General features: G+C 69.1%; 21 protein-coding genes and 1 tRNA gene. 6 read left to right on the plus strand and 16 right to left on the minus strand.

The window, feature by feature from the left end:
- The first annotated feature begins 249 nt into the window (after positions 1 to 249).
- Positions 250 to 1,470, plus strand: a complete 1,221-nt coding sequence (locus G3I19_RS07500) for an acetyl-CoA C-acetyltransferase (RefSeq protein WP_164260886.1) — start codon at positions 250 to 252, stop codon at positions 1,468 to 1,470.
- Positions 1,471 to 1,939: 469 nt separating this feature from the next.
- On the plus strand, positions 1,940 to 2,791 hold the full coding sequence (locus tag G3I19_RS07505) for a hypothetical protein (RefSeq protein ID WP_343235017.1): 852 nt from the start codon (positions 1,940 to 1,942) through the stop codon (positions 2,789 to 2,791).
- A 22-nt stretch (positions 2,792 to 2,813) separates the two neighbouring features.
- Here G3I19_RS07505 and G3I19_RS07510 read toward each other — a convergent pair whose 3' ends face one another.
- Positions 2,814 to 3,131, minus strand: coding sequence for a hypothetical protein (locus G3I19_RS07510; protein WP_164260889.1), 318 nt, complete (start codon positions 3,129 to 3,131; stop codon positions 2,814 to 2,816).
- Between the two features lie 110 nt (positions 3,132 to 3,241).
- On the opposite strand from G3I19_RS07510, the gene G3I19_RS07515 reads away from it, so the two are divergent.
- The gene (locus G3I19_RS07515) at positions 3,242 to 3,472 is read left to right on the plus strand and encodes a DUF4287 domain-containing protein (protein WP_164260891.1); all 231 of its coding nucleotides are present in this window, start codon (positions 3,242 to 3,244) and stop codon (positions 3,470 to 3,472) included.
- 113 nt (positions 3,473 to 3,585) lie between these two features.
- On the opposite strand, the gene G3I19_RS07520 is transcribed toward G3I19_RS07515, so the two are convergent.
- From G3I19_RS07520 to G3I19_RS07535, 3 genes are all read right to left on the minus strand, one after another.
- Entirely contained in the window at positions 3,586 to 4,467 is an 882-nt protein-coding gene (locus G3I19_RS07520) for a Bax inhibitor-1/YccA family protein (RefSeq protein WP_164260894.1), read from the minus strand.
- 310 nt (positions 4,468 to 4,777) lie between these two features.
- Complete coding sequence (gene arsB / locus G3I19_RS07530; RefSeq protein ID WP_164260897.1) at positions 4,778 to 5,860, minus strand: ACR3 family arsenite efflux transporter; 1,083 nt, start codon at positions 5,858 to 5,860, stop codon at positions 4,778 to 4,780.
- A complete protein-coding gene (locus tag G3I19_RS07535; RefSeq protein WP_164260900.1) occupies positions 5,857 to 6,255 on the minus strand; it encodes a metalloregulator ArsR/SmtB family transcription factor in 399 nt (132 codons plus the stop codon). The genes arsB and G3I19_RS07535 overlap by 4 nt, the downstream gene beginning before the upstream one ends.
- 79 nt (positions 6,256 to 6,334) lie before the next feature.
- On the opposite strand from G3I19_RS07535, the gene G3I19_RS07540 reads away from it, so the two are divergent.
- On the plus strand, positions 6,335 to 6,808 hold the full coding sequence (locus G3I19_RS07540) for an ArsI/CadI family heavy metal resistance metalloenzyme (RefSeq protein ID WP_164260903.1): 474 nt from the start codon (positions 6,335 to 6,337) through the stop codon (positions 6,806 to 6,808).
- 496 nt (positions 6,809 to 7,304) lie between these two features.
- Here G3I19_RS07540 and G3I19_RS07545 read toward each other — a convergent pair whose 3' ends face one another.
- From G3I19_RS07545 to G3I19_RS07590, 10 genes are all read right to left on the minus strand, one after another.
- On the minus strand, positions 7,305 to 8,435 hold the full coding sequence (locus G3I19_RS07545; protein WP_203599285.1) for a 50S ribosomal protein L11 methyltransferase: 1,131 nt from the start codon (positions 8,433 to 8,435) through the stop codon (positions 7,305 to 7,307).
- A 3-nt stretch (positions 8,436 to 8,438) separates the two neighbouring features.
- The gene (locus G3I19_RS07550) at positions 8,439 to 9,314 is read right to left on the minus strand and encodes a radical SAM/SPASM domain-containing protein (protein ID WP_164260923.1); all 876 of its coding nucleotides are present in this window, start codon (positions 9,312 to 9,314) and stop codon (positions 8,439 to 8,441) included.
- 151 nt (positions 9,315 to 9,465) lie between these two features.
- Entirely contained in the window at positions 9,466 to 10,599 is a 1,134-nt protein-coding gene (locus tag G3I19_RS07555) for a hypothetical protein (protein WP_164260925.1), read from the minus strand.
- Positions 10,596 to 11,504 carry an NAD(P)-binding domain-containing protein gene (locus tag G3I19_RS07560; RefSeq protein ID WP_164260929.1) on the minus strand — a complete coding sequence of 303 codons (909 nt, stop codon included), beginning with the start codon at positions 11,502 to 11,504 and terminating at the stop codon, positions 10,596 to 10,598. Before G3I19_RS07560 ends, G3I19_RS07555 begins: the two co-directional genes overlap by 4 nt.
- A complete protein-coding gene (locus G3I19_RS07565) occupies positions 11,501 to 12,709 on the minus strand; it encodes a hypothetical protein (protein ID WP_164260932.1) in 1,209 nt (402 codons plus the stop codon). Before G3I19_RS07565 ends, G3I19_RS07560 begins: the two co-directional genes overlap by 4 nt.
- A 436-nt stretch (positions 12,710 to 13,145) precedes the next feature.
- On the minus strand, positions 13,146 to 13,547 hold the full coding sequence (locus G3I19_RS07570; protein ID WP_239074048.1) for a hypothetical protein: 402 nt from the start codon (positions 13,545 to 13,547) through the stop codon (positions 13,146 to 13,148).
- Positions 13,540 to 13,917, minus strand: a complete 378-nt coding sequence (locus G3I19_RS07575; RefSeq protein WP_164260935.1) for a DUF6415 family natural product biosynthesis protein — start codon at positions 13,915 to 13,917, stop codon at positions 13,540 to 13,542. Before G3I19_RS07575 ends, G3I19_RS07570 begins: the two co-directional genes overlap by 8 nt.
- A gap of 378 nt (positions 13,918 to 14,295) precedes the next feature.
- Positions 14,296 to 15,468 carry a helix-turn-helix transcriptional regulator gene (locus G3I19_RS07580; RefSeq protein ID WP_164260938.1) on the minus strand — a complete coding sequence of 391 codons (1,173 nt, stop codon included), beginning with the start codon at positions 15,466 to 15,468 and terminating at the stop codon, positions 14,296 to 14,298.
- Between the two features lie 104 nt (positions 15,469 to 15,572).
- The gene (locus G3I19_RS07585; RefSeq protein WP_343235018.1) at positions 15,573 to 16,214 is read right to left on the minus strand and encodes an HAD family hydrolase; all 642 of its coding nucleotides are present in this window, start codon (positions 16,212 to 16,214) and stop codon (positions 15,573 to 15,575) included.
- 374 nt (positions 16,215 to 16,588) lie between these two features.
- A tRNA-Leu gene (locus G3I19_RS07590) sits at positions 16,589 to 16,674 on the minus strand.
- 399 nt (positions 16,675 to 17,073) lie between these two features.
- On the opposite strand from G3I19_RS07590, the gene G3I19_RS07595 reads away from it, so the two are divergent.
- Together G3I19_RS07595 and G3I19_RS07600 are read left to right on the plus strand one after the other, a co-directional pair.
- Positions 17,074 to 17,844, plus strand: coding sequence for an ABC transporter ATP-binding protein (locus G3I19_RS07595; protein ID WP_164260941.1), 771 nt, complete (start codon positions 17,074 to 17,076; stop codon positions 17,842 to 17,844).
- A gap of 78 nt (positions 17,845 to 17,922) precedes the next feature.
- Positions 17,923 to 20,442 (plus strand): FtsX-like permease family protein, encoded by a 2,520-nt coding sequence (locus G3I19_RS07600; RefSeq protein ID WP_164260944.1) that lies wholly within the window; start codon positions 17,923 to 17,925, stop codon positions 20,440 to 20,442.
- 95 nt (positions 20,443 to 20,537) lie between these two features.
- On the opposite strand, the gene G3I19_RS07605 is transcribed toward G3I19_RS07600, so the two are convergent.
- Positions 20,538 to 21,833, minus strand: a complete 1,296-nt coding sequence (locus G3I19_RS07605; RefSeq protein ID WP_164260947.1) for a cyclopropane-fatty-acyl-phospholipid synthase family protein — start codon at positions 21,831 to 21,833, stop codon at positions 20,538 to 20,540.
- A 201-nt stretch (positions 21,834 to 22,034) separates the two neighbouring features.
- Entirely contained in the window at positions 22,035 to 23,450 is a 1,416-nt protein-coding gene (locus G3I19_RS07610) for an NAD(P)/FAD-dependent oxidoreductase (RefSeq protein ID WP_164260950.1), read from the minus strand.
- Between the last annotated feature and the right edge of the window lie 56 nt (positions 23,451 to 23,506).

Here is a 23,506-nt window from a genome sequence, read left to right on the forward strand (position 1 = left end):
GGAAACAACCCGCCCGGGGACCGCCCGTCGGGGCAGCAGCCGCCGGTCGCTCCCGGTCAGGGGCCGGACCGGGAGCCGGGGGTCGCGCAGCCACCGGCCCCGCCATCCTGAGCGGTCGCTTAGAAAAGAGTCCCGCATCACACACCGCCCCCGGTGACCTCGGCGGTACGTCCGGGTAACTTCCAATCAGCCCTGCCGCCAACCGCGTACCGCCCCCGATCAGCCCCGCCTCAGCCCCATGGAGCCGTGATGCCCGAAGCCGTGATCGTCTCAACCGCCCGCTCCCCCATCGGCCGCGCCTTCAAGGGTTCGCTGAAGGACCTGCGCGCCGACGACCTCACCGCCACCATCATCCAGGCCGCCCTCGCCAAGGTCCCCGAGCTGGACCCCCGGGACATCGACGACCTGATGCTGGGCTGCGGGCTGCCCGGCGGTGAACAGGGCAACAACCTGGGCCGCATCGTCAGCGTGGCCATGGGGATGGACCACCTCCCCGGCTGTACGGTCACCCGCTACTGCTCGTCCTCCCTCCAGACCTCGCGGATGGCACTGCACGCCATCAAGGCCGGCGAGGGCGACGTCTTCATCTCGGCCGGTGTCGAGATGGTGTCGCGGTTCGTGAAGGGCAACTCCGACAGCCTCCCGGACACGCACAACCCGCTCTTCGCCGAGGCCGAGGCGCGCACCGAGGCCGTGGCCAAGAGCGAGGGCGCCTCCTGGCACGACCCGCGCGAGGACGGCCTGGTCCCGGACGCGTACATCGCGATGGGCCAGACCGCCGAGAACCTGGCCGGGCTCAAGGGCATCACCCGCCAGGACATGGACGAGTTCGGCGTACGGTCGCAGAACCTCGCCGAGGAAGCGATCAAGAACGGCTTCTGGGCCCGGGAGATCACCCCGGTGACACTCCCCGACGGCACAGTCGTCTCCGCGGACGACGGCCCGCGGGCCGGGGTGACCCTCGAAGGCGTACAGGGCCTGAAGCCGGTCTTCCGCCCCGACGGCCGCGTCACCGCGGGCAACTGCTGCCCGCTCAACGACGGCGCCGCGGCCCTGGTGATCATGAGCGACACCAAGGCGCGCGAGCTGGGACTGACCCCGCTGGCCCGGATCGTCTCGACCGGCGTCACCGGGCTCTCCCCCGAGATCATGGGATACGGCCCCGTCGAGGCGTCGAAGCAGGCGCTGAAGCGGGCGGGCCTGACGATCGGCGACATCGACCTGGCCGAGCTGAACGAGGCGTTCGCCGCCCAGGTCATCCCGTCCTACCGGGACCTGGGCCTCGACCTGGACAAGGTGAACGTGAACGGCGGCGCCATCGCCGTCGGCCACCCCTTCGGCATGACGGGTGCGCGCATCACCGGCACGCTGATCAACAGCCTGCAGTTCCACGACAAGCAGTTCGGCCTGGAGACCATGTGCGTGGGCGGCGGCCAGGGCATGGCCATGGTCATCGAGCGCCTGAGCTGAATCGAGCGCCCGAGCCGGCCCGCCGGAGCCGCCTGGTTCCACCGCCCCACAGCAACCCCACCCCACAGCAACGCAATTCCACAGCGAACCCACAGCAATCGCCCAGCAATACGACAGATAAGCACGCAGTGAATTCAACCCATGACACCGCGTCGCCAAAAGCGCCCCGATTCCTCCACGAGAGGGGTCGGGGCGCTCGCAATTCCATTACCCAGAGACACTGTTGATGACGCCACTGTCACAACTCGACACCACTCACGCCTCTCGCCACTCAGTCGTGACCGAATCTCCCCCAGGATGTGACCTATATCCCGGGGGTACTTCATTCCCGCAGGTCACAGCCGAATCAGTGAGCAAACCAGGGCCCAAAGACCTGTCCAATTCATGACGTAATGCACTGACAGCGGACACACTCTCACGACAAGCTGATGTAGGAAGTCGGGGAACGATTGAATCCGGGAGTAAGTCAGTGAGCACTTTGTCGATTGCCCTGCTGCTGACGACGGCCGCCGCCACGGCCGTCGGCGCTGCGTCCCTGCATGCCGCACACGGCCTGCGCCGCCAGATCGCCGCCCTGCGCGACGACCTCGCGGGTGCGTCCGGCGGCACCCGGGGCGCGACCGTACCGGCCGCCCGTGAGGAGACCCCTGCCGCCGAGATACGCGCGGCCGTGGCCGAAGCTCTGGCCGAGGAGCGCGAGCGCGAGCTGGCCGAGGCGCGCGCCTTCTGGGCCGCGCAGGAGTCCCGCGACGCCGCGGACGCCCCGTCCCTGCTGGGCGGCCTGACCGGACTCGGCGAGGACGCCGCGTTCTTCCTGCCGCGCCAGACGGACTTCACCGGCATCGACCCGGCCTTCGAGACGGACTTCGGCCCCGAGCTGGAACCGGCCGTCGATTCGGGCGCCGACATGGACGACGAGCCGGGCGCCGACGAGTACGCCCCGGACAGCGCCGAGCTGGCCGCGGCCCGCCGCAGGCACCCCTCGCACCCCGACTTCGTCCCGGTGCAGACACCTGTGGTGACCGAGCACGAGCGGATGGTCAACCGCCTCGAAGAGCTGGCCGAGACCCGCACCGCGCTCTCCGACGTCCGCCCCGGCCCGCTCGGGACGCTCGATGTGTACGTCTTCACGGACGGCACCACGCTCTGTATGACGCCGGGCCACCGCGAGACCGCCGAGCGGCTCTCCGAGGCCCTGCGCGCGGGCGACAACCCGGTCCTGCTGGGCGGTTCCGGCATCTCCGGTGCCTACGCGCTGACCTTCACCTGCGGCGAGGAGAACGTCTACATCCTCGCGGACCGCGTCATAGCGTCGCTGTAGAGCGGGCTGCCCAGCCCGGGTGTCACAGCCCCGATCCGGCCTCGGCCGCCTTCACCGACTTCACGGCCTCGTCCAGCTCGACGGACGGGGCCGTTCGCAGCTCTTCGGCCAGGTCGTGGGCCGCGACGGCCACTTGGTCGGCGACGGCGAACACCCCGGCGTCCGGCATGATCCGTACGGCGGCGTCCGGGGACTCCAGGCGCTGGGCGCGCGCCGACAGTTCCCTGGCCAGCTCAAGCCCGACGGCGGCGGCGCCGCGCTGGAGCCGGCTCTGCGGGGCGGAGCGCAACCGGTCGGCGAAGCGGTCAGCTGCGGCGGTGAGGGGCGTCGTATCGAGCACGCCGCGACCCTACGCGCCCGCCCCGGACTGTTGCCAACGGGCCGTAGCTGAGGCACGGTGCAGTGAAGGCACAGCAATACCGACTCAGCGCAATGCCTCCGGAGGCGCCGATGTCCCAAGTCTTCTCCGAAGAGACCCATCGCAACATGCTCTCCCGCATCCCCGAGTGCACGGGCCGTGAAGTGTCCGACTGGCTCCGCGCCGTCGACGAAGGCCCCACCCTCGTCCGCTTCGACGAGAAGGTCAGCTGGCTCAGGACGGAACACCAGCTTGCCTATGGCCACGCCAAGGCGATCATCCACGAGTACGACCTGAGACGGGCCGCACGGCGACTCGTCTAGGCACCCCCGGCGAACACGAAGACGAACACGAAGGCGAACATGAAGGGGCCCGCCCGGACGTATCCGGGCGGGCCCCTTCGCCGACAGCTGCGGCGTCCAGCCGTCTGAAGGTCCTAGTCGTTGCCGCTGAAGATCGCGACCAGCCGCAGCATCTCCAGATAGATCCAGACGAGTGACATGGTCAGGCCGAAGGCCGCCAGCCATGACTCCTGGCGCGGGGCGCCATAGGTGATGCCGTCCTCGATCTGCTTGAAGTCCAGCGTCAGGAAGAAGCAGCCGATCAGGATGGCCAGCACCCCGACGACCGCGCCGAGCGGGCCGAAGTCGCGCAGCCCGCCGTCACCGGCGATGCCGAAGGCGACCAGCAGCAGATTGACCACCATCACCATCAGGAAGGCCATCGCGATGATCATGCCGATGCGGGCGTACCGCGCGGTGACCCGGATCCAGCGCTGCTTGTAGGCCAGCAGGCTCGCGGCCGACACCGCCATCGTGCCCAGCACCGCCTGGAAGGGCGCACCCGACCACTGGCTGTTGTACATCTCGCTGATCACGCCGAGGAAGACGCCCTCGAAGAACGCGTAGCCGAGGATCAGCGCGGGTGCCGGTGTGCGCTTGAAGGACTGCACCATCGCCAGTACGAAGGCCACCAGCGCGGCGCCGATGGCCAGCCCGTAGCTGGTCGAGGAGACCGGCAGCAGCACCCAGGCCAGAGCCGCGCCGACAGCGACCGTGCCGAGCGTGACGGCCGTACGCGAGACGACGTCGTCCATCGTCATCGCGCCGGCGCGGGCGGGCGCCTGGGGGCCGTACGGGTCGGTCGCGTACGGATTCGTCGCGTACGGGTTGGCCGCGTAGGGGTTCTGGCCGGGCGGGGTCTGCGCGTACGGGTTCCCTGCCGCTGGGCCCCCGGCCTGCGGCGCCGCGTTGAATCCCGCGTAGCCGTTGTCGCGGCTGAAGCCCCGTCGCGAGAAGACCGGGTTGCTGCTCCTCATCTCACTCCTCAGTGGCCACGGTGCGTGGCCTCGTGCACCAGAGTAATGGGACAGCAAAGAGAAGGGTGTAGTGCCTGGGAAGGATCTTTCCAGGATCCCGGCCCGGCCGCAGGTGGCTGTGACGGCGGCGACACGGCCCCGGAACTCTGACTCACTCGGCCTTCCCGGCGGGATCGGCCGCCGTCAGGTCTTCGACAACGGATCGATCTACTGGAGTCCGGACACCGGGGCGCACGCCACAGAAACCGGTCGGCCTGCCCGCCCGGGCCGACAGCCGGGTACTGACGGGCGGTGCCGGACATCGGCAGGGTCAGGCAGGGGCGGGGTCTTCCGTGGTGGCGCCGGTGAAGTAACGGCGGGCGTACAGCGCGACGTACACGAGGCCGATCAGCACCGGTACTTCGATGAGCGGGCCGACCACGCCGGCCAGGGCCTGCCCGGAGGTGGCGCCGAACGTGGCGATGGCGACCGCGATGGCCAACTCGAAGTTGTTGCCCGCGGCGGTGAACGCGAGCGTCGTCGCACGCGAGTAGTCGAGGCCCACGGCACGGCCGACCCCCATCGAGCCGGCCCACATGACCGCGAAGTACACGAGCAGCGGCAGCGCGATACGGACGACGTCGAGCGGCTGTGAGGTGATCGCGTCGCCTTGCAGCGCGAACAGCACCACGATCGTGAACAGCAGCCCGTACAGGGCGAACGGCCCGATCCGTGGGACCAGCTTCGCCTCGTACCAGGCGCGGCCCTTCACCTTCTCGCCGATCCGGCGCGTGAGGTAGCCGGCGATGAGCGGGACTCCGAGGAAGATCAGCACGCTGCGGGCGATCTCCCACACCGAGACGTCGAGGCCGGCCTGCTCAAGGCCGAGCCACCCGGGCAGTACGGACAGGTAGAACCAGCCGAGGGCCGAGAACGCGATCACCTGGAACACGGAGTTCAGGGCGACCAGGACGGCCGCGGCCTCGCGGTCGCCACAGGCCAAGTCGTTCCAGATGATGACCATGGCGATACAGCGGGCCAGGCCCACGATGATCAGGCCGGTGCGGTACGCGGGCAGGTCCGGCAGGAAGATCCAGGCCAGGGCGAACATGAGCGCCGGCCCGACGATCCAGTTCAGCAGCAGCGAGGGCAGCAGCAGGCGGCGGTCGCGGGTGACGGTGTCGAGCCGGTCGTAACGCACCTTGGCAAGGACCGGGTACATCATCACGAGCAGGCCGAGCGCGATCGGCAGCGATACGCCGGTCACGGTGACCTTGGCGAGCGCGTCCCCGAGGCCGGGCAGGACGCGGCCGAGGCCGAGTCCGGCCGCCATCGCGGCGAGAATCCACACGGCGAGATACCGGTCGAGGAAGGACAGGCGGCCCGCGACTGCCTGCCCGGGTGCGGCGCTCACGCGGTCACCTCGGCGGGCGCGGGCAGGGCTTCGCCGGCCGGGCGGGTCAGGATGCCCGCGAGGCGGTCGGTCATCTCCGGCAGCAGCCAGTAGTAGACCCAGGTGCCGCGCCGCTCGCAGTCGATCAGCCCGGCCTGCCGCAGCAGCTTGAGGTGGTGGGAGATCGTCGGCTGGGACAGGTCGAAGGCCGGGGTGAGGTCGCAGACGCAGATCTCACCGCCCTCCCGCGAGGCGATCATCGACAGGAGGCGCAGCCGGACCGGATCGCCCAGCGCCTTGAACACTTTCGCCAGCTCAACAGCCTGGTCCTCGCCCAGCGGGGCGGTCAGAAGCGCCGGGCAGCAGCCCTCGTCCCCGGCGGCCCGGCCCCGCACGGCATCTTCTTGCTTCGACATGCGTCTATGTTGACAGGCTTCGACCCAAGGCGCAATGCTGAATCGACAGGCATCAATGCAAGCCGATGGGAGCACCGCCATGTCTCGCGCTCAGCTCGCCCTGCGCGTCAGCGACCTCGAAGCGTCGATCACCTTCTACTCGAAGCTGTTCGGCACCGGACCTGCCAAGCGACGCCAGGGCTACGCCAACTTCGCGATCAGCGAACCGCCGCTCAAGCTCGTCCTGATCGAGGGCGAGCCAGGACAGGACACCCGCCTGGACCACCTCGGCGTCGAGGTCGACTCCGCCGACCAGGTCTCCGCGGCGACCGGACGCCTCAGGGACGCCGGCCTGGCCACCTTCGAGGAGAACGACACCTCCTGCTGCTACGCCCTCCAGGACAAGGTGTGGGTCCACGGCCCCGGCCAGGAGCCCTGGGAGGTCTACGTGGTCAAGGCCGACGCCGACACCCTCGGCAAGAGCGCCGACCCCGGCCCCACCGACAGCAGCCGCCGCACCGGCCGGGCCGACGGGGCGGCACCGGAAGCGGCCGGCTGCACCTGCGGCAGCTGACGCGCCGGCCCCGGCAATGACTCCGCGGCGCCCCATGGCACACCGCGGAGTCCGGAGGAAGGGGAAGCGGGCCGACCGCACACACCCACGGCACACCCAAACGCACACCCGAGGACACAACAGGTGACGCCGGTTCGGGTCGTTTCCGCGGGCCAGGTTCCGTTTACGCGGTGGTGCCCGGAACCGGACTTGAACCGGTATCGACACCCCGCGTGACCTGCGGTGTCTTCCTGATCTGTGAAAACTCCCCCGTCTGAACCCGAATCAACCCGGCTGGGCCCGTACCGACACGTCCCCGTGCTCCCGTGGGAGCACGGGGCTGCCCCCCCCTGCCCATCCGGGTGGCTGAAACTGGCGTGCAGCCGTCCTCCGGGGCTGGAACAGGGATGCCGAGCTTCCCGTCCTGCGGCAAACACGACACTGCCCCGACACCATGTGCCAGGTGCCGGGACCATAGTCGCGGCCGCGCTCAGGTCAGTGACTCCCGAGCTACGGATCAGAGGGTGGCGCGCCAGGTTCCGCGAGCGAGCCGTGTCCGCCCGTCCGGAGTGATGAGCACGTGGGCGCCGCGTACGGGCAGCTCGCCGTGGCGGAGCCAGTACGAGCGGATGTCATCCAGGACGTCCCACAGGTGGCGCGGGCCGCTCTGATGGACGACAGGAGGGCCGTCTGCCTGGCTGGCTGCACGGGCCCATGAGCCGTTCGGGTGAGCGAGCCACGCCGTGCGCTGCTCTGCCTCCTCCTCGTAGCCGTACACGATGCCGGGCACCTCGATACCGAGCATCGACGACAGGTCCCACGCCTGGTCTACGTCGACCACCGGATACCGACTGACCGTAACGAACTCCCCCTTTTCGGTGCGGGCGGCTTCGATCAGCCCGTCCGGCAGAGCGTGGTAGTCGGTGCTGTGCCGGGCATGCATGAATCCAGCCCGGTCCCATTCGACTCGTCCCCGGGCGGTGCCGTCGTCCTGCTTGTCTGCGGTGACGACGAGCGTTGTGCCTGCGATGGTCGTCACCAACCGCCCGCCCGGCTTGAGCGCCGTCAGCCAGCTGGTGGGCACGGGCCGGATGCCGACGGTGGCCACGATGCGGTCGTAGTGCCCCGGCAGCTCACCGCTCGCGTCCAGGGTGTGGAGCTGGGGGCGCAGCCCAGCCTGATCGAGTCGCTGTCCAGCTGCTTCGGTGAGGTACGGATCCACGTCGACGCTGGATACTTGGCGCTCGCCCAGGCGTAAGCAGGCCAGCCCGGTGCCGTATCCCGACCCTGTGCCGACATCTAGCAGGGTGTGCCCGTCGCCGAGCCGAGCGTGCTGGAACATCCGCACCAGCAGGCTCGGCAGCGTGGCCGACGACGTCGGCCGGCCTGCTGGGCGGTCGCCGGGCCGCGCCTGGTCCGCGTGGGCGGCTCCGACCCGGGTGACGAGTGAGTCATCCGCATAGGCGGCGGCGAGCCACCCCTCCTCGTCATCGGCCCCGGCGCGCAGGGCCCAACCGTCGTCCCCTGCCCACCAGCGAGGGACGAACAGGTGGCGTGCGAGAGCAGCAACGGGGCTGTGCCAGCGCGACCCGGTAGGGGTGACGCGGTCCGCCAGGGCTGCCGCGTGGGGCTTCCAGTTCACCGGCATCTCCTAGAACTTGGGGTTGCAGGCGGGGGTACTGGCGGGGCTGCAATCGCCGCCGTCGTTGGGCGGGCACGCGTTCGTCGTCACCTTGGGCACAGCAGACCGGGCATCGGCCCACTGGGGGCCCGCCAGGACATCACGCAACCGGGCGGTGCGTACGTTCCCCGTCCGCAGATGCCGGGACAGGATGCACCCGTACACATCACCGTCCGGGGAAACAGCGACCCGTTCGTGGAAGCACCGACCGCACAGCTCATTCACGCTGGGAATGGTCGTCGAGTCCGGTGCCGCGCGTCCAACCGAGCGCACCTTGTCCACTCGGATGTTCTGCACACCGAGCGACCGGAGTTGAGCTTCGGCCTCGGCGACACGCTGTCCGTCACCGAGATCGACCAGGCCAACGCGTAGCTGGATACCGCGGTTCAGTACCTCGGTGATGTTGGCCAGCGTGCGGGCGTGGCTGCCCCGCCCCCCGGTGATCCGATCGTGCTGCTCGGGGTCGTCGCTGTAGTAGCTGGTCGCGACCCGCACTCCAGTCTGGTCCAGAGCAGCCCACAGGGCGGGCCGGACGTGCGTGAGGTTCGAGTAGACCTCTACGGCCAGGCTGCGTCCGAGCGCGTGGCCGATGAGGGGCACCAATGCCGGGGAGAGAGTCGGCTCCCCGCCGATGAACTGGACGGCGGGGACAGCTACGGCGGCGATGTCGTCGACGACATTCCGCCAGTCGGCGAGGCTCATCATGCCGTGGCTGACCTTCGGCCCGGACAAAGTGCAGCAGTGCGAGCATTCCAGCTGGCAACGGCCCGTCAGCTCACATTCGACGGAGAGGATCCCGTCAGCGGGCGAATCTTTCAGTGCGGGGGTGTCGACGGTGAGGGTCATGCTTGCCCCTTCGGTACAAGTGCGGTGAGAGACCCGCCCCGGCCGGGCTCCTGGGCCCCGGCCGGGGCGAGCGGGAATGCGGCCCTTGACCTGTCGGTCGCCTTGGGCATTGCGCGGCGGGCTCTCTGGATACGGCCACGCGCGTGGTCTGTCAGATGGTGTCGGCGATCGTGGCCAACAGGGCGGCACTCTCGGAGATGTCGTGATTCAGCCGGACCGCGCGGTGCGGCAGCACGGCGAGACGAGAGGCCACCTCGGCGCGTGCGCTTTCCCGGCCGCCGCCGTCAACGCCCTGCGCCAGCTCGAAGACGTCCGGGTACCGGTCCTCCGTCGCCCCTGACATGAAGTCCGCCTGCCCGAGCGTGCGGGTGCTGTCGACCATGTCCGGCGCTGCGTCGGCGTCGACCTGGGGGAAGAGGAGGCCCGCGGCCCGGCCGCCGATGGCCAGGGGGACATCGAAGAGTTCCGGGAACTGGTCGGGGAAGACCTGCACTTTCCTTTCCTTCCCCTTGCCGTCCCACAGCGGCGTGTGGTCGCCGTTCAGCACCGCCTCGGTCACCGATTCGTACTGGGTCGGGTGGAAGGCGCCCCCGGACCGGAGGTGCTCGCGCGCGATGGTGTCCCAGCCGAGCGCGTGGAGAAGGCCGAGGCCGAGCGCGGCGGCGGACGGCCACGGTACGACCTCGATGCCCCGCTCGCCGGTCGGTCGGACCAGGACGCGGTCGTTGGCGAGGAGGTGCCAGCCGTGGGAGGCGAGCAGCAGAGCTGTGGTCGTTTTCCCGGCGCCCTTGTCGCCGAAGGTGAGGAGTGTCGCGCCGTCGTCCGGTCGTACGACGGCGGAGGAGTGGAGTACAGCCCAGCCGTCCCGCAGGAGCTGGCCACGGATCGCTTCCCGTGCAAGGCGGGCGGCGGCCAGGGCGAGAGGCTGCACGTGGGTGCCGGCGAGGAAGAGGCGGCCGGAAGAGGGGGTGCTGCGGTACGCGATGCCCTCGTCCTGCGAGGTCGCGATGATGTCCTCACCGTCCCGTGCCACCACCAACGGGTGCTTCGCGTAGTTCACGGCTTCGGTGGGCCGGCCGTCGTGGACGAGGAGGGTGATCTCCTCGCAGGCGCCCCAGTCGACGTCCGCCACCACCACGACGTCGGCGCACACGTCGGATGCGTTCACGGAAGTGGCGTTCCACCACGGGCCGAAGTAGCGCAGGGACCACGTCGTGATCTCCGGGCGGTTGCTGAGCACGGTAACGGCCGCAGCGGCGGCCTCCAGCCGGCTAGCGCTGATCATGAGGCAATCCTTTCGTTGGGGGTGGGGAGACGGGTGTAGGCGTCGCGGAGGCTGCTGGCCGCAGCGTCCAGGCGCAGTCGTTCGGAACGGGTGAGCGGGGGCAGGCACGGCAGGGCCTTGCCGCTGGTGAAGCGGACCGGGATTCCGAGCCAGACGTCGCCGTATGGCACGGACAGCTCCTCGATGCCGTCGGCCAGGCCGAGGGCTCTACGGAGGGTGGACAGCACGGCGCCAGCGGGGCCGCACCGAGTCCTCCCTATCCCGGCACGGATCAGGGCCGGCCGGTGCTGGAGGGCGTTCACGACCGCACGTACCGGGACGGTGACCGGGCGGCCGGAGACGGTAGTCGTGGAGACGCAGATGACGGCACGGTCTCCGTGCTCGCCGATCACGTGGCCGCGCACGAGGTCCGGGGACACCTGGGCGTACCGGGCCAGAAGCAGCCGGTACCGGGCGGTGTCGAGATTCGACCCGATACCGAAGACGCGGGGGCAGCCTGATACTTCGGCGAAGCGGCGGGCCATGAGGTCCACCGGATTTGTGACGATGATGACGGTGCCGCTGTATCCGCGCAGTTCCCGCGCCAGGGCCCCGAGAGCGGGGGCGTTCGCCGTGGCGCCCTGGCGCCGGATGTCGCGCTCTGCGGTGTTCTTGAAGTCGGTGCGCAGGGCGACGACCACCGCGTCACAGCCGTGGAGATCAGCGACCTCCTCCCCGGCCTCGGCCTGCGTTCGCGAACGGGCGGTGTGCGCGAGGTCCTGGAGGTCGGCAGCCAGACCCACAGCTTGCTCGGGCTGCCGGGATACGACGAGAAGCCGTCCACGCAGGGCAGAGGCGACCAGGCTGGCGGCGAGAGTCTGCCCGACGGCGCCCGCGCCGACGAGCCCCACTACGGGTCCGTTCACCGGGCGCTCCCCACCGTGTGCTCGACTTCGGAGGACACGACGTCCAGGAGCATGGGGCCAGCCATCGCACCGGTGAGAAGGGCACTCGCCCGGTGCACGATGCGCGCCACCGTTCGTGCCTGCGCGACGAGCGCCTGCTGATGGGGAGCCAGGGGCAGTCCTGGGGGCGCGCTCAGGCACGTACTCAGGATGCTCACGGTGTCCATGAGCCACAGCGTCAGGACTTCACGGAGCCGGCCCGCGCGCTCGTAGACTGGCTGCGTCGCGACATGGCGGGCGAGCGTGGAGAAGATGCCCTGCACGATCTGCTGTCCAGCCTGCCGGTCCGGGTGCCCGAGGGCCAGAAGGAGCGACCGGCCGGTGAGCTTCGCAATGTCCGGCTGAGGCCCGGAAGCCCACTGCACGGCCGGGTCGATGAAGGTGAGGCGAGGGCCGTCGATATAGACGTGCTCGGGCTTGAGGTCCCCGTACACCGCGGTATCCCGGCGGGACGAGATTGCACCGCCCAGACTCAGCAGGCGCAGCACCGTGTATTTCACCAGCTCCACGATCTCCAGGCGCATGTCTTCCTGGAGCCCGCTGTCGCGGCCGAGCCCTTTCAGATAGGCGGCGCCGCTCAGGCCGTTGAACTTGCGGCGGAACACGCCAAGGACGGAACGCTCGTTGATCGGCGCCGCCCAGCGCAGGTGTCGAGCACCCGCCGGGCCGTGAAGGCCGCCAAGGGCGGTGAGCGCCGAGTCGAGGAGAGCAGCTGTCTCCCAGGGGCAGGCCGACATCGCGTCGGCCAATGTCGTCCCTGCCGCAATCCGGGTGAGGAGGACCCCGTCGTGGACGCCGGCGGTCTCGCAGACCCTGGGGTGCCCGAGCGCACGGAGGACTTCCAGGTTCTGCGCTTCGCGGGCGATCAGCAGGTCTGTGCTGCGGATGTACGGACGCTGCGCTTCCTGGATCTCCGTCCACGTTCCTCCGGCACCTCTGAGGATGGACACCAGCGACATGCCTAACCAGCTGTACTTGGCGATCAGTTCCTCGCCGTCCACCGTGACCCGGCAGACATAGGAGGTGACACTCGGGCACTGCTCGCCGAGGACGATCTGTTTGTCCGGCCACAGATCTCCGACCGCGCGGGATATGGCCCGCCGGGTCACGGTGTGCAGTGTCGTTGTGCTGCTCACCGCTGTGCTCTCGCGTGTCGTGAGGGTCACCGACTGCCTCCTTGTGGGATGTCTGTTGGTGGTTTTCCGTGAAAGAGATCGGACGAGCTACCTCATATGGAGGTCGTGCCAGGCGCAGGCCAGAAGCCATAGACCGACGAACAGGAGAAAGCCGAAGCAGCTCGGAGTGGCCAACACGGCCAAACACCCCCGGGCTTCGCCGAGGTCGCGGTCTTCCGGTGAGGCTGGACACCCCTCGCTGTTGCTGGGCAGCGAGGGGGAGTTCACACGGTGTACCGGCGCACGTACGGGCGCCGGACCGGGCAGACAAGGTGCAGGCGCGCGACAACCGCCCCGGTGCCGCCGTTGATCTCGTACTCCCGTGACGGCTCACCCGGCAGAATCGAGCAATCGCAACTCGCGCAGATCAGAGTGCCACCTGCTGGCCCGCACGGTTTGTGACGTTCGTTCGGAAGAGGCGAGCCGGTCATGGGCGCGGTCCGTGCGCGTGGGCGATTTCCGCTGTGAGCGCGGAGTGCAGCAGCTCGGTATCGGTGAAGCAGCGCAGCGGAGTGGGTGCCGCGCCCCACCAGAGACCGGGGCCGCTGGTGGCCTTGACTGGCGGCACAGCTACGTATGCGCCGGGGCCGAGGACGCTGACGAGGTACGCAGGCAGCGTCCAGGCATCGGCGGAGCCGGGCCTGATGAGCCAATACAGGGCCAATGCGTATCCGTCCACGATCACGGCACCGCACTGGTCACCGAGGCGGTCGACGACAGCCCGACCGACCTTGGCAGAGACACGCACGGCGTCCCACGAGGTGCCGGTGCCGATCAGCTCGACACTGTTGCCCTGTGGGGGCGACCAGGGGGAGATAGCCTCACGCATTGCACGCCTCCAGGTTCTCCAGGTGCGTACACAGGGCGAGTACGGAACGGGACAGGCGCTGTGCTTCCCTGAGCAGCACGGGCGCGGTGTGACGGGTGGTGTGGCCGAGGCGCCGGCGCGCCTCACCGACGCCGGCCTGCGCGGCAGCCCGCCATACGTCGTCCACGGGCCGAGCAGCGGCCAGTTCGCCGACCTCGGGGACGAGCTGCGCGACGAAACCGCGCAGCATCATGATCTCTTTGAGGAGGTCGTCCGCCGTATGCGCCGGTCCCTGTGCGAGCAGCCGGTCCGCGACGGCCTTCATTGTCTCTGCATCGATGGGACGGGGGTCTTCTTTCGGTGGCCTGCGGGTGCCAGTAGCGTGGTTCATGTCAGCCTGTCTCCTTAAGGTTGGCCATGCCCCGGGGCCGTGACGGCGGCTGCCGGGGTCTGCGTGTGCGGCGCGGCAGTCATGTGAGGTGCGCACATCCGCAACTGACGATCGGCCACACGCGATCGCGGCCAGGCAAGGTGATATGCCCGGCCGCACGGAGAGCGGGGGCGACTGCTCCGCAGGCGAAGCAGGCCATCCCATGCAGCCGCGCAATGCTCACTGGGCGCTCGATCAGCGTCGGCTGGCCTGGCGAGTGTTCCGCCATCACGGCTTCTCCCATCTGTCCGACCTCGTGCGGTCAGACAGATGATGAGCGTCGGCAAGGGATACAAGGGCTACAAGTTGTAGCCCCTGTATCCCGGCATGGAGGAACCGTCAGATGGCGCCGATCCATTCGGCGAAGTTGGTGAGGCTGTCTGCGTCGGCGCGCTTGAGGCGGCGCAGCGTGGCGGTATCTTCCTTGGCCCAGGGGTGCTCGCGTGTGTGCTGCGGCGCCACAGACCGGGCCACTTTCAGAGACTCGAACGCGTCGCCTGCGAGACCGGACCACAGTTGGGCACGCGCGAGTTCGATATAAAAGCCGGAGCGGCGCTCGGCGGGGATTGCCAGGGATGGCTTCCACTCACGGGCGACGTCGAGCGCCCGTGAGACGTACTCGCCGCCCAAGCTGACCGCGACGGAAACCTCGTGAATGCGTACAGAATCCGGCCCGAACGCCGTGCCCCCGTAGATGTCCTCCCGAACCTCATCACCGAGAGCACGGGCATGAGACAGATGCGTGTCCGCCGCAGACGCTTCTCCTGCCCGGCCGGCGATGACCGCGGCCCGCATGTGCAGAGCACCGCGGGCTGCGCCGCTGCGCGCGCAAACGGGCTGCGGGGCCATGTCGACGGCCGACTCCAGGGCGCGCAGCCCAGCCCGGTGAGCTCGGGCTACGAAAAACGTCTCGGTGCGGACATAGGCAACGGACGCACTGAGAAGGGCGTCGTCGGACTGTTCGGCAGCCCATCGCATCAAGTCGATGAGCCGCGCTGACAGGTCGTGGGCCCCGTATTTGCAGGCGACAGCATCGGCCGTGCGCGCGGCGGCCACCACGAGGCGGGCCGCATCCGGCGCTGGGCTGCTGTGCAAGTGGTACAGGCTGTCTTGGAGCAGAGGGGCAATGTGTTGAGCAACGCGGGCGTACTGGGCCGCAAGGCGCCAGCTCACCGCTTCGGTGACTGCGGCCCGCAGTTCCTCAGCTGACCGGCTAGGCGGATCCAACGGGACATCGTAGGCGGCCAGTACTGCTGAGAGTTCAGGCAGCACAGCGTGGACGCGGCGCTCCGTTCCGGTGTACCCGGTGACGAGGTGTGTCGGGTCAACAGTGAGAGCTGCTGCGATCGAGTCAAGGGTGGTATCGCTCGGGGCACGGGCTCCACGCTCGATCGCCTTGACCGTGGCCAGCGAGATGAATGCCGCGCGAGCCAGATCAGCCTGAGTCATACGTCTGGAGTGGCGGGTGGCCGCGATGCGCCGGCCTACCTGAAGAGGGGTACCGGAGGGCATACTCGCTCCGTTCAGGACGTCACTCTGAACCGTACCGCCACCGCAAGGTGCCGGGTACAGAAACGGCTCTGCCCGGCACGGGCCAAGCAGAGCCGTTTCGCTCCCTACCCGCCAACCAGCGCGGCGAGTTCGGAAAGGCTGCTGATACTCCAATCCGCAGTCTCCATCACCTCGGGATCGTCCGCCCACAGATGCCCCCACGGGCCACGCCGTAGATGCGCAACCCGCAGACCCGCCCGCTTCGCCGGGAAGACATCGTTCACGGGGTGATCTCCCACGTACAGGATCCGTCCTGGTGCCGTCTGCGCCGCATCGATCACGTGGGCGAAGAATTCCGGAGCCGGCTTGGCCACCTTCCACTCCCCGGACGTCGCCACCACATCCGCCGGCAGATCCAGAGCGCGAAGCAGCAGCCCGGCCCTCACCGTCTGATTTCCGGCCACGATGACACGGACACCGAGTTCACGTAGCGCCGACAACGCGGGCCGTACGTCTTCGTAAAGGTCCTCCTCGCGTAGCTGCTCGCCAAGGCCGGCAGCCTCACGGGCTGCGTACTCCCGAGCGATGTCGATGCCGGGCCGCAGGAGACGCAGTGCGTCGGCGTTGTCGCGGCCCTGGAAGGTGACGGCTCCAACGAGCGCGCTGACGGTGTGACGCGGCACGCCAAGCCAATCCGCCCATGAACCCCAGTATCGGTCATCACGGGTCAGCGTCTCGCCGATGTCAAAGGCAATGGTTTCAATCACCTAAGCAGCCTAGGCACCAGCGCCTCGCCACCCGCCCCAGGAAGCGGCTCCGCCCCGCTCCTGCGTCACGGGGGCGGGGCGGCCAAGCAATCCTCGTCCGTGCAGTTGGGGTATGTCCGCCAACCGCAGCGCTGAGCGCCGAGCCTCCGTGGACCTACGAACCGGAATTCGATGGACCCAGGAGCTCGATCGCGCGTGGCCGGCACGCGGTCACCCTGCGGCGGTAGCTCGTGACCTCGCCTGCCTCGTTCTTTCGCCTCGCGATGTACGCCATGGCCAAATGCCAGGGGCCTCGCGCACCCGCGGTGCACCCGATGACACACAGAGTGACATCCGTTTTGATCGTTTCCGCGGGCCAGGTTCCGTTCACGCGGTGGTGCCCGGAACCGGACTTGAACCGGTACGCCCCCGAGGGGCAGCGAGGTTTAAGCTCGCCGTGTCTGCATTCCACCATCCGGGCAAGACGCGCGGCACCGCATTCGCGATTCAGAGACTATCCGGACGCGCCGCCCGGACAGCGGACCCTTAACCCGATGTTGTCTTATTTTATTGATGCCTGAAGGTCCGTCAGCCAGTGGATGCGCCATCGGCACATGCCGCAGGTGGTGGCGGGCCCGTACCGGGGGGTACGGGATTGACGGAAAGTCGCCGTACCCCGCCGCCCGTACCGGCCGGGCCGCCGGGCCTGTGTGCCCCCGGCGGACCGTCTCAGGGGCGGTGTCATACCGGAGGAGGAGGCGGCGCCCTCCCGGTCCCTCTCAAGAGGGCCACGGGAACGGGCATGCGGAGTGACGTTCCGGCGCCGGGCGGCAGACAGGATGAAGAGGTCCCCGCATCCCGTTCCGAACAGGAGCTCCACGTGACCTCGACCACCACCGTCCACCGCGCCACCGCGGTGGCTGCCCGCGCCACCGACCTCTCCAAGGTGTACGGCCACGGGGAGACCCAGGTGGTCGCCCTGGACGGCGTCTCCGTGGACTTCCGGCAGGGCGAGTTCACCGCGATCATGGGCCCGTCCGGTTCCGGGAAGTCGACGCTGATGCACTGCGTCGCGGGCCTCGACACCTTCACGGCGGGATCCGTACGCATCGGTGACACCGAGCTGAGCACCCTGAAGGACAAGCAGCTCACGCAGTTGCGCCGGGACAAGATCGGCTTCATCTTCCAGGCGTTCAACCTGCTGCCCACGCTGACGGCCGCCGAGAACATCACGCTGCCGATGGACATCGCGGGCCGCAAGCCCGACAAGGCGTGGATGGCGAACGTCATCGAGATGGTGGGCCTCAAGGACCGGCTCAGCCACCGGCCCACCCAGCTCTCCGGCGGCCAGCAGCAGCGCGTCGCGGTGGCCCGCGCACTGGCCTCGCAGCCCGACATCATCTTCGGCGACGAGCCGACCGGGAACCTGGACTCGCGCTCGGGCGCCGAGGTCCTCGGCTTCCTGCGCAACTCCGTGCGGGAGCTGGGCCAGACCGTCGTCATGGTGACGCACGACGCGATGGCCGCCGCCTACGCGGACCGGGTCATCTTCCTCGCCGACGGCCGGATCGTCGACGAGATGCTGGCGCCCGGCGCCGACGCCGTACTGGACCGGATGAAGGAGTTCGACGCCCGGGGCCGTACCAGCTGACCCCGGCCCGGCCGGCCCCACTCCGTACGGGCGACTCCGCCCGCCCCGCTGCTCCTCACCTCAGGACTGACACCCACCATGTTCCGTACCGCCCTGCGCAATGTGCTCTCGCACAAGGCCAGGCTGCTGATGACCGTCCTCGCCGTGCTGCTCGGCGTGGCGTTCGTCTCCGGCACCCTGGTCTTCACCGACACCCTCAGCCACGCCTTCCGCAACCAGTCGGCCAAGAACTACTCGGACGTGGCCGTGTCCGTCACCTCGTACTCCGACCCGGACGACGCCAAGGAGCCGCCCGGGGTCAGTGCGAAGACCCTGGACCGCATCAGGGGCCTGGACGGTGTCACATCGGCCACCGGGCGCGTCAGCGGGTTCGCCGGTGTCGCCGACCACAAGGGCAAGCTGATCGGCAACGGCTGGTCGAACAAGGGCGGGAACTACTCCCCCGGCGCCCACGGCAAGGACAGCCAGTACTCGATCACCGACGGCTCGGGCCCGGCGCGGGCCGGCCAGATCGCGCTGGACCGGGACACCGCGGACAAGGGCGGCTACCACGTCGGTGACTCCGTGCGGGTCGCGACGAACGGGCCGGTCCGCACCTACACCCTCGCCGGGATCTTCACCACCGACGACGGAGAGGTCGGCGCGGGCGGCAGCCTGGTCCTCTTCGACACCGCGGTCGCGCAGAAGCTCTATCTGCAGCCCGGCTGGTACCAGGACGTCAACATCGCGGCCTCCCCCGGCACATCCGAGTCGAAGCTCCTCTCCTCGGTCAAGCCGCTGCTGCCCGACAACGCCGAAGCCCAGACCGGCAAGGAGCTGGGCGACAAGCAGGCCAAGGACATCGAGCGGGAGATGTCGGGGCTGAGCCAGATGCTCCTCGGCTTCGCCGCGGTCGCGCTCTTCGTCGGGATCTTCCTGATCTCCAACACCTTCACCATGCTCGTCGCCCAGCGCACCAGGGAGCTGGCCCTGCTGCGCGCCGTCGGCGCCTCCCGCAAGCAGGTCACCCGCTCGGTGCTCGCCGAGGCGCTGGTGGTCGGCACGGTCGCCTCCGTGGTCGGCTTCGTACTCGGTATCGGCCTGGCCGTCGGACTGCGTTCCGCGATGGGCTCGTTCGGGGCCAAGGTGCCCGGCGGTCCGCTGATCGTGGCGCCCGGCACCGCACTGGCCGCGCTGCTCGTCGGCGTGGTGATCACGGTGCTCGCCGCCTGGCTGCCCGCCCGCCGGGCGGCGAAGATCCCGCCGGTCGCGGCCATGGGCAGCGCCCATCTGCCCGCCACGACCAAGTCCCTGGTGGTACGGAACTCGATCGGCGCCGTCATCACGCTGATCGGCGCCGCGGTGATCCTCGCCGGTGCGTCGGCCGGCTCCAGCGGCCGGATGATGATCGGTGCCGGTGCCTTCCTGGCCCTGATCGGTGTGATCGTGCTGATCCCGCTGCTCTCCCGGCCGGTCATCGCGCTCGTACGGCCGCTGCTGACCCGGGTGTTCGGGGTGTCGGGCAAGCTCGCGGGCCAGAACGCGGTCCGTAACCCGCGCCGCACCGGGGCCACGGCATCCGCGCTGGCGATCGGTCTGACGCTGGTCACCGGGCTGACGGTGATCGGTGTCACGGTGGGCCAGTCCGTCGACCGGATGACCACCGACAACTTCAAGGGCGACTACATGGTCGAGATGGCCAACGGCATGTCGCTCAGCCCCTCCACGGTCACCGCCCTGGAGAAGGCGAAGGGCGCCACCGCGGTCTCCCCGCTGGCCGGCAGCCAGATCGTCATCGACGGCAGCGACCAGGCGGTCTCCGGAGTGAAGCCCGGCGACATCCAGCAGGTGCTCAGCCTCCCCGTGGTCTCGGGCTCGCTGGACTCGCTCGCCCACGGCCGGATCGCCGTCGAGCAGAAGACGGCGGAGAAGAAGGGCTGGAAGCCCGGCAGCAAGGTGTCAGCGAAGTACCTCGACGACAAGAAGGGCTCGCTGACGGTCGGCGCGGTCTTCAAGGAGAACCAGTTCGTCTCGCCCGTCCTGGCCCCCATGCCGGTGCTCGCCGCGCACGAGAAGAAGCCGGAGATCCAGCAGATCCTCGTGAAGACGGACGGCGGCTCCGGTGAGCAGGCCCTGGTGGACGCGATGGGCGCCAACCCGGCCATCTCCGTCATGAACCAGCAGGACATCCGCAACTCCATGGGCGGCATGATCAACACCACCCTGAACATCATGTACGGGCTGCTGGCGATGGCCCTGATCATCGCGGTCCTCGGCGTCATCAACACTCTGGCGATGTCGGTCTTCGAGCGTCAGCAGGAGATCGGGATGCTGCGGGCGATCGGCCTCGACCGGGCCAAGGTGAAGCGGATGATCCGGCTGGAGGCCGTGGTGATCTCGCTGTTCGGCGCAGTGGTCGGGATCGCGCTGGGGACCTTCCTGGCCTGGGCGGTCGGCCAGACCATCAAGTCGAGCATCCCGCACTACGTGCTGGTCATGCCGTGGGGCCGGATCGCCGTCTTCCTGGCGCTCGCCGCGGTCGTCGGAGTGCTGGCCGCCCTCTGGCCGGCCCGCAGCGCCGCACGGCTGAACATGCTGACCGCGATCAAGACGGAGTAGACGGTCCGCCACAGGTCATACGCAGGCGGGAGGCCCGGGACATCGACAGTGTCCCGGGCCTCCGTGCTGCGGCGTACCTCATGTACCCCGGCCGGTCAGCGCCAGTCGCGGGCCCGGCGCGGCAGGCCCGAAGCCCCGCCGTCCGGGGTCTTCACGGCCAGCACCTGGTTGACGCCGATCCGGTTGTTCTCGAAGGCGAGCGCGGACGCGGCCATGTACAGCCGCCAGACCCTGGCCCGGCCCGGACTCGTCAGCCGGACCGCCTCCGCCCAGCGCGCCTCCAGATTGGCGACCCACTCACGCAGCGTCAGCGCGTAGTGCTCACGGAGCATCTCGACGTCACGGGCCTCGAAGCCGGCCTCCTCCAGCAGCTCCACGGTCCGGCCGATCGGTGACAGCTCGCCGTCGGGGAAGACGTAGGCGTCGATGAACGCGTCGATCTCGTACGCCGATTCGTCCCGTTCGGGGCGGCGGCCGATCTGGTGGTTCAGCAGCCGGCCGCCCGGCTTGAGGAGCGCGAACAGATCGTCCGCGTACTCCCGGTAGCGGACGGAGCCGACGTGCTCGGCCATCCCGATCGACGAAATCGCGTCGTACGGGCCGTCCTTGACGTCCCGGTAGTCCTGGACGCGGATCTCGATACGGTCGGTCAGGCCCTCGTCCGCGATGCGCTTGCGCGCGTACACGGCCTGTTCCCGGGAGAGGGTGACACCGGTGACCCGGGCGCCGTACTCGCGGGCGGCGTGGATGGCCATCGAGCCCCAGCCGCAGCCCACGTCGAGCAGCCGCATGTCCTCCTTGAGCGCCAGCTTCCGGCAGACCAGGTCGAGCTTGTCGCGCTGGGCGGTCTCCAGCGTGGAGTCCTCGGCCCAGTAGGCGCAGGAGTAGACCATCGAAGGCCCGAGCACCAGTTCGTAGAAGTCGTTGCCGACGTCGTAGTGGTGACTGATCGCCTGCTGGTCGCGGCGCTTGGTGTGGATCGGGCCGCGGCGGCGTCTGATCTCCTCCGCGGGCGGGGGCGGCGGGGGCAGCAGCCCGCCGACGTCGAGCAGTCCGCGGGCGGCGGCCCGCAGCTTCGGGTCGAACAGCGGGAGGCGCGCCTTCTTGAGTTCCGCCGGGTCGTCGCGCTCCCAGATGAGGCCGGCGAGCAGATCGAGCGCCGCGTACAGATCGCCGTCCACGTCGATCTCGCCCGCGACCCAGGCGCGGGCCAGGCCGAGCTCCCCCGGCTTCCACAACAGCCGCCGCAGGGCCCGCCGGTGACGGATCACGAGAACGGGCGTACCCGGCGGCCCTGACTCGCTGCCGTCCCAGGCCCGGATGCGGACCGGGAGCGGGGCTCCCAGCAGCTCCTCGGCGAGAGTGGTCAGCCGCAGCGCGGCGTCGGCCATGGCGCACACCTCCGTACAGATGGAAAAGGCTCAGCAGTAGGTAAACACCGAACACCCGCCGCCACAGTCCCAATACCACGTAACGGGAGCGTAAAATCCATGGTGGATACATGTACATCTGTCCCGGTACGCCGAAGGGCCGCCCGCACCACGGATGGCGGACGGCCCTTCGGACCTGAACGGACCTGCTGTACTACGGGGTCAGGCCTTGGCCTTCTCGGCGTCGGCCTTCGACCCGGCATCGGGCTTGCCCGCTTCGGACTTGGCCGCGGCGGGACGGGGCGCCGGCTTGGCCGCCTCGTAGAACTCCTCGCGCGGAGTCTCCATGGCGCCGAGCGAGACGACCTCGCGCTTGAGGAACATCGCGAGCGTCCAGTCGGCGACGACGCGGATCTTGCGGTTCCAGGTCGGCACCGCGAGGCCGTGGTAACCACGGTGCATGTACCAGGCGAGACGGCCCTTGACCTTGATCTTCATCTTGCCCATGACGATCATCGCGACGCCCTTGTGGAGGCCGAGGCCCGCCACCGCACCCTTGTTGGCGTGCTCGTAGTCGCCCTGCGGGAAGCCGCGCATGCCCGAGATGACGTTGTCGCCGAGGACCTTGGCCTGGCGCAGCGCGTGCTGAGCGTTCGGCGGGCACCAGGCGTTCTCGACACCGGCCTTGCGGGCGGCCATGTCCGGGACCTGCGCGTTGTCGCCGGCGGCCCAGATGTAGTCCGTGCCCTGCACCTGGAGCTTCTCGGATGTGTCCACGTGGCCGCGGGGGCCGAGCGGCAGACCGTAGCGGGCCAGGACCGGGTTCGGCTTGACGCCGGCGGTCCAGACGAGCGTGTCGGCGTCGACCTCCAGGCCGTTGTTCAGCACCACGTGGCCGTCGACGCAGGAGTCCATGCCGGTCTTGAGGTAGACCTCGACACCGCGGGACTCCAGGTGCTCCTTGCCGTACGCGCCGAGCTTCGGCCCGACCTCGGGAAGGATCTTGTCCGCCACGTCGACCAGCAGGAAGCGCATGTCCTCGCGCTTGACGTTGGTGTAGTACTTCGCGGCGTCCCTGGCCATGTCCTCGACCTCGCCGATGGTCTCCGCGCCAGCGAAGCCACCGCCGACGAAGACGAAGGTCAGCGCCTTGCGGCGGACGTCCTCGTCGGTCGTCGAGTCGGCCTTGTCGAGCTGCTCGAGGACGTGGTTGCGCAGGCCGATCGCCTCTTCGACGCCCTTCATACCGATGCCCTGCTCGGCGAGGCCGGGGATCGGGAAGGTGCGGGAGACCGCGCCGAGCGCGATGACCAGGTAGTCGAAGGGCAGCTCGTAAGCCTCGCCGACGAGCGGCGCGACCGTGGCGACCTTGCGGTCCTGGTCGATCGTGGTGACTCGGCCGGTGAGGATCTCTGCCTTGGGCAGCACGCGTCGCAGCGGGACGACGACATGCCGAGGCGAGATGCTGCCGGCAGCAGCTTCGGGGAGGAAGGGCTGGTACGTCATGTACGAGCGCGGGTCCACGACCGTGACGGTCGCTTCGCCGTAGCGCATCTTCTTGAGAATGCGTCGAGCTGCGTACAGGCCTACGTACCCGCCTCCAACTACGAGGATCCTGGGACGCTCCGTGGTGCTCATGGCAACGAGTATCCACCTCATGGGAGGGGGTACCTCGTGCGCCCCTTCACAAGGTC

It is taken from the genome of Streptomyces sp. SID10853, assembly GCF_010548145.1.
Lineage (GTDB): Bacteria > Actinomycetota > Actinomycetes > Streptomycetales > Streptomycetaceae > Streptomyces.